The sequence below is a fragment of the Paenibacillus farraposensis genome (assembly GCF_020736845.1).
Classification (GTDB): domain Bacteria; phylum Bacillota; class Bacilli; order Paenibacillales; family Paenibacillaceae; genus Paenibacillus; species Paenibacillus farraposensis.
In genome coordinates this window covers 406506-413212 of record NZ_JAFFQR010000105.1, presented here as the reverse complement: position 1 = coordinate 413212, position 6707 = coordinate 406506, and the positions used below count along the sequence as shown (strand labels likewise).

At 44.4% G+C, this 6707-nt stretch carries 4 protein-coding genes and 1 pseudogene; 2 read left to right on the top strand and 3 right to left on the bottom strand.

Annotation, left to right across the window (positions count from 1 at the left end):
• Nucleotides 1-692, top strand: a 692-nt coding sequence (locus JO375_RS18400; protein ID WP_229525810.1) for an IS3 family transposase, incomplete at its 5' end; no start/stop codon positions are given.
• Between the two features lie 782 nt (nt 693-1474).
• On the opposite strand, the gene JO375_RS18395 is transcribed toward JO375_RS18400, so the two are convergent.
• Genes JO375_RS18395 through JO375_RS18385 form a run of 3 tightly spaced genes read right to left on the bottom strand, consistent with a single transcriptional unit; the run spans nt 1475 to nt 5320 of the window.
• A complete protein-coding gene (locus tag JO375_RS18395; protein ID WP_229525809.1) occupies nt 1475-2623 on the bottom strand; it encodes a Ger(x)C family spore germination protein in 1149 nt (382 codons plus the stop codon).
• A complete protein-coding gene (locus JO375_RS18390) occupies nt 2620-3720 on the bottom strand; it encodes a GerAB/ArcD/ProY family transporter (protein WP_229525808.1) in 1101 nt (366 codons plus the stop codon). The genes JO375_RS18395 and JO375_RS18390 overlap by 4 nt, the downstream gene beginning before the upstream one ends.
• A gap of 13 nt (nt 3721-3733) precedes the next feature.
• The gene (locus JO375_RS18385; protein WP_377531017.1) at nt 3734-5320 is read right to left on the bottom strand and encodes a spore germination protein; all 1587 of its coding nucleotides are present in this window, start codon (nt 5318-5320) and stop codon (nt 3734-3736) included.
• A gap of 575 nt (nt 5321-5895) precedes the next feature.
• On the opposite strand from JO375_RS18385, the pseudogene JO375_RS18380 reads away from it, so the two are divergent.
• Nucleotides 5896-6707: pseudogene (locus tag JO375_RS18380) on the top strand (IS3 family transposase); the annotation flags it as partial.

Here is a 6707-nt window from a genome sequence, read left to right as displayed (position 1 = left end):
AGAACCGAAAAGCCTATGGCACGCGCAAGATCAAAGTCAAGCTCCATGAGCGCGGATTCGTCGTCTCCAGACGGCGGATCGGTCGAATCATGAAAGAACATGGACTCGTTTCAACCTACACGGTGGCACAATATAAGCCCTATAAAAACGCCTGTAATGAAGCGGCTACAGCCAATACACTGAACCGCGAGTTCACCCAAATGGAAAGCAAACGCTTCGTCGTCAGCGACCTGACCTATGTGAAGGCTCAGCACCAGTGGCACTACATTTGTGTACTCGTTGACCTGTTCAATCGAGAGATCATCGGTCATAGTGCAGGTCCTCGGAAGGACGCTGCTCTGGTTGCTCGCGCTTTTGCGACGGTGGAGGGCGATTTACGCGACATCCAGTGGTTTCGCACAGATCGGGGGAGTGAGTTTAAAAATCAAAGCATGGATGAACTGCTGAAAACCTTTCACATTGGACGTTCTCTCAGTATGAAAGGCTGCCCCTACGATAACGCTGTGGCAGAAGCTACGTTCAAAGTCATGAAGACAGAGTTTGTGTATCAGATGAATTTTCAGAGCCTTCGTCATCTGGAACTGGAGCTGTTTGATTATGTGAATTGGTATAATCATCATCGAATCCATGGAACCCTGGAGTACATGACCCCAGTTCACTATCGTCATACAGCCCTTAAAAAAGTTGTTTGATTTACTGTTGACAATCCAGTTCTCACCAGATCATTTATCCATTGAGCTACGATTAACTCTAATTCATTTTCCCTGAGGCGGTTTTCGAAAGTATTCAGCCGTTTGTAATAACGGCTAACAATATCTTGCATTGAAAAACTAATTAGGGGATTATTCAACAACTGAAGGGATTTTCGTTATCCCATAGGTAGCCGTACTCTTGAGAAACTAATACAAAATATTTTGACTTCACCCCATTTTCTCACCACCCATTAAGTGCTTTTAAAACAATTACACACGAAAGCTTAGCTTGATCATACACACCACCCACTCATCAGGAAACTGTTCCCTAACTTCTTCCCAACGCATCTAACCACCTCCGAAAAATACTTACTTCCTACTTAATAGCATAACATACAAAAGCCTAACCGGAGAAAGCATTCGGTCAGGCTTAAAACCATATTGAACCCCTGATCGGTTCAATACGAGACCACTGAAAAAGTCCCTTTGATGCTCAAAGGGTACAGTCACTCAAGAAAACTGAGGAGACTATACCTTTTTTTCTGTATTTTTTTCGTAAGCTACGATTTATGCAGGGTCAATAAGACCTTTACAGGACTGTAAAGGTCAGGGAAAAGCACAAGTAGAAAAGAGAAACCATAAGCGATCACGCATAGGATAATAAACGCTCTTTTTTCCCTTTTCAAGGTCTTGTCGATTTTAGGCCATTCGTAAAGCACAATTAAAGCGAGAATCCAAGTAACATTGGCAATCTGAACCCATTTCATTTCATCACTGCCCTTTCATTGCCGGTGGCGGACGTATTCGCCCGGTTTGAGAATTTTTACGTTGAGATCGTATTCCGTCTCGATCTCGGGGAAAATTTCATCCCAGTGATCTTTTTTTGCATACCACTGTTTTGGATATTTCCTGTAGATAGCCTCGGCATATCCGAGTACATCTGTTTTAAATTTCTGTTGACTTTGCTTAACGACCTGCTCCAGACGTTTTTGTAAATCTTCCTTCAATTTCTTTTCAAGCATTTCGGTGACATCCGGTTTAGGGATTTGCAGATTTGTTGCATTTTGAACCACATCGACAGACGATAATGTCTTTACGGTCATCTTCCATTCGCCGTTTTCAATCCGAGGCAGTAATTCTGTCCGGGCATGGAGAGTTTTAAAAGACACAGAACCTTTTTCATCGTCTAGGACAATCGTTATCATCGGGTTTTCGATTTTATTGCGAAACCACATAAGACCGCGAGTCGTTTCGACATCAATCTCACCTACTATGCGATCTTTTTTTAAAATAGAAGTGCCGACTATTGCGGGGGTCATAGAATTACTTGCTTTCTGATCTGGTTCCATCATGCGAATTTTGGGTATGACAGCGGATTGTCCCTTATCCTCCTGCATCTGCAAGAAGTAATTTAAATCAATGGCCGGCACAACCAGCTTTTTAGAAATTCCACTCAGTGTCTCCACGCTGCTCTTTTCTAGCTCGGTTTTGGAAGACAATATTTGATCTACGGAATCTTCGCTGATAAACAATTTATTGCGAAGCCGGGTGTCCGGGACCCGTGCAAGAAAATCGAGCTGATCGCGGACGCCGTTTTCTTTAGCAAACTTCTCGTTGATGATGAATACGTACATCTGCCCAAAAAACAGCTTTCTCGGGCTTTTAATTTGAAGCTTGGATAAAGCATCGGCGGTGTTAACCCCGTCGGCCCAGAGAATGGACGTGCTGCCGAGTGATTCATTTGAATCTTTTTTGGAAGATGGAACGTGGATTTGGACAGTAAATCGAATTCTATTGTCGTCAGCTTTGTCTATACCTCCCCCCGTAACGATAGCCAATTGATTAAGTTCATTGGAATTCCAGCAGCCCGTAAGAAAAATGAGGGTAAGGAATATCGACGTAAGGAGAATGATGTACCTAATCGAATTCATCGTTTCACTCTCATAGCATGTTTTCTTGTCAGAAAAAAGGAGACGATCAACATAAGCAAAGGGATGGCGGTTTGGAATGTAGTTAAATAATAAGGAAACAATGTAGCTAAAAAATGGTTCAATTCAATTCTATTTTTTACAACCAACTGGGCAAGAAATACGAGCGTGAAATAAAGTGGAAGCACAATCGGACGATAATCGGACAATTTCAGCCACTGTGCGATACCTAAAGACAAAACATATCCGAATATAGCGATTTTAATACAAGATCCGCTCACCCAAATGCCGATACCAACGGGCTCCATAGATTGGAAGAAATCTGCAATACTAATATACGCTATAGTAGACATCAAAGGATCGACCACTTTACCTGTAATGCTTCCGAATACGAGAAGAGTTGTCAAATTAACCAAACACATAGTTAAAGTCACGGCCAGTACAGAAATATTTGCCCATTTCTTCGCTTTATCCGGGTCTTTTACGTAGGGTAACATAAACAAAAGCAGGCTAAATTCTGAAAACCATCCCTGCACAATCAATGCCCCATTAACCGAAGGTTGTAACCCATTGGCAAAAATCGGCAACATACGCTCAATATCCCAATCCGGACTGATCATAAGTGTCAATAATATAAGGAAAAAGATTATAGGTATAACACAAATTTGCGCCATCCGGCCTATAACCTCCAATCCGCTGCGTACGGTAAACGCGCAAATGATAAGCAGACTGCCGATGATTACGGGCATAGGAGTCAGGGACAGAGCTCTGCCTACAGTAAGTTCCGTATACTCCCGTATCATGATGCCCAGATTGAAGGTTAAAAAGAGTAAATACAGCAGACCGATAAATTTTCCTAGTAAGGTTCCGAATATTTGCTCCATCATTTGGATCAATGTAGCCCCGGGATACTGATTATGCAGCCGAAAGGATATCCAAACGGTAAAATAGCCTAGAACGGATGCCCAAATGGGTGAGATCCACATATCCCGTTCCGCTAGTTTGCCAACGAGTGCAGGAATCGAAAGAAGCACTGTTGCCAAAACTGCGGGGTACATGATCAGCGACATTTGATATGCTGATATTTTTCCTTTTTCCATAATGGCCTCCCTTTTATTTTGAATCATCATCCTGTGGAGTTGGACCCGGTTTCGGCGAGGCATGTCTGAATGTACGGATGTCTCCAGTCAAGTGCGGCCTTTTATTCATGGCCCACCAAGGTGCTCGAATCAACTGGTCTTTAAGATCCTCTCTAATGGTCGGCGCGATACCTGACAAGTAGGGTACGCCAAACGATCGCAGTGTGCATAAATGGAGAAGAATCGCCATAATTCCCAGCATGACTCCGACGATCCCAAGAAATCCGGCGAGAATCATGATGGGAAAACGAAGCACCCGAAGAGTCAACCCGATCGAATAATGGGGAATGACAAAGCTAGCAACACCCGTAATGGCAACCACGATGACCATCGGTGCAGAGACGAGGCCGGCCCGAACCGCCGCATCACCGATCACGATCGCCCCGACAATACTAACGGCAGCGCCTATCTGCTTGGGCAATCGAATGCCTGCTTCACGGAGCGCTTCGAATGCGATTTCCATCATTAACGCTTCTACAATGGTTGGAAACGGAACTAACTCCCGGGATGATGAAAAACTGAACAATAAAGACAGCGGCAGCATTTGTGGGTGAAACGTGACGATTGCAACGTATATGGACGGCAATAAAAGAGATAACGCTATAAAAACGTAACGCAAGATACGTACGATGGAGCCAACAAACCACCGGGAATAATAATCCTCCGCCGATTGTATTAAGGAGAATACGGTAATTGGAGCAATCAGAACAAAAGGCGTTCCGTCGATAAGAATCGCTACACGTCCCTCAAGTAAGGAGGCGCAAACAACATCAGCTCTTTCGGTCTCTAGAATTTGCGGAAATGGGGAATAGGGGTTATCTTCAATTAATTCCTCAATATACGAGCTCTCCAATACAGCGTCTAAATTGATTTTACGAAGCCGATTCGTGACTTCTTCAATCAAGTTTGGTTCTGCGATTCCTTTATGGTACGCTAAAAAAATTTGAGTCTGCGTTTCAGTCCCCAGTTTGAACGGCTGAAATTTGAGGTTCGGAGTCTTTATTCGACGGCGAAGCAGCATCATATTAACACTTATGCTTTCTGTAAACCCTTCGCGCGGACCCCTTACGACAGATTCCGATTGCGGTTCTTCAATCGAGCGTTTCTCCCATTTTGCCAGTCCTAAAACCACTGCCCGCGGTTCATGATCGAAGAATAATACGGGATTTCCCGATAAAATTTCAGAAACGGCTTTATGCATCATGGAAACAATTGTAAGATCAGCAATGGACAGCTTTTCTTCGAGAAGCAGTTCAATGCTAGTTTCTTCAGTCTCTTTCATCTGCATTAAGGGCAACAATACATGTGTATCCAACAAATCCGTATCGCTTAATCCGTCGAGGTAGACGAGCAGCGCTTGTTGGACCCCCTTGATTTTAAAGGCTCTGAATATAACATCCGGACAATTTGCGAAAATCACTTTGATATTCATTTCGTTTTCTTCCAAATGCTCTTTTATTGAGTCATCGGCTTGCTGCGACGGTAAGAAATCTTGTATAGGTTTGTTATTATGCGATTGCTTCCAAAAGGCTCCGTGAAAAATCCTTTTAAAGAGTGGCATAGGCTACCTCACAAATCTTTAATTAACTTTGATAATTATAATAACCAGTATTTATCATTTGCATACATTTTCGGAACTCGCCGAGAAAGGCTGCAAATCCTGCCTGAGTTCATTTCGAAGGAAGCGTTCCAGCTTGCAGGAGAAGATGGATGGCAACAAGCACTAGCCCGGGGCGTATCTGCTGAGGGGCTTGATTGTACGTGGGGAATGCCGAAAAACCATCGGCACCTACTACTCCATGATGGGAAACGTTAAGCATAGCGGAAGGAAAAAGCTCAAGTACGTCACTAACCGCTGCGGCAATCGTGACCCGGACGAAGGAGTGCAAAAACCTCTAGCTTCGCCGATAATACATCGATAGTTACGTCATTTCCCAACTCCAGTGCTACGCTGCTTGCAACTGTGACTATAACAGAAAAAGCAGCCATCACAGAGGAATCTCTGCGACAACTGCTTCCTTAGTTGGGAGCCCACCTTGCGGTCCCCGTTGTGGATGGATCGGCTACACTTAGTTGGACAACAAAAACGAGGGCTTGTAGAATAAACCTATTACGCTAAGGAGCGGATTATCTACAATGCCAAATCAACGACGTACCTTTACAACAGAGTTCAAAAAACAAATGGTTCAGTTATACGAGAACGGCAAAACCAGAGCAGCCCTTGTGGAGGAATATGGGCTCACAGCCTCAGCTCTGGATCGCTGGATCAAACAGGCTCAGACAACAGGTTCCTTTTCCGAGAAGGACAATCGCTCTGCGGAAGAGAATGAACTCATTGCTTTACGCAAAGAAAACCAACGCCTCAAAATGGAGGTCGATATTCTAAAGTAAGCCGCGCTGATCATGGCACGAAAGTAGCTATCATCCAGAACAATCGTGATAAATACTCGGTATCAGTAATGTGTGACGTCCTGCAAATCGCAAGAAGTACGTTTTACTACGAAGCCAAAGAACAGGCAACCGAAGACGATGTAACCGAAGCGGTTGTGGATATCTTCCACAAGAACCGAAAAGCCTATGGCACGCGCAAGATCAAAGTCAAGCTCCATGAGCGCGGATTCGTCGTCTCCAGGTGGCGGATCGGTCGAATCATGTAAGAACATGGACTCGTTTCAACCTACACGGTGGCACAATATAAGCCCCATAAAATCGCCTGTAATGAAGCGGCTACAGCCAATACACTGAACCGCGAGTTCACCCAAACGGAAAGCAAACGCTTCGTTGTCAGTGACCTGACCTATGTGAAAGTCCAGAACCAATGGCACTATATTTGCGTGCTGGTGGACCTGTTTAATCGAGAGATCATCGGTCATAGTGCAGGTCCTCGGAAGGACGCTGCTCTGATTTCTCGCGCTTTTGCGACGGTGGAGGGCGATTTACGCGACATC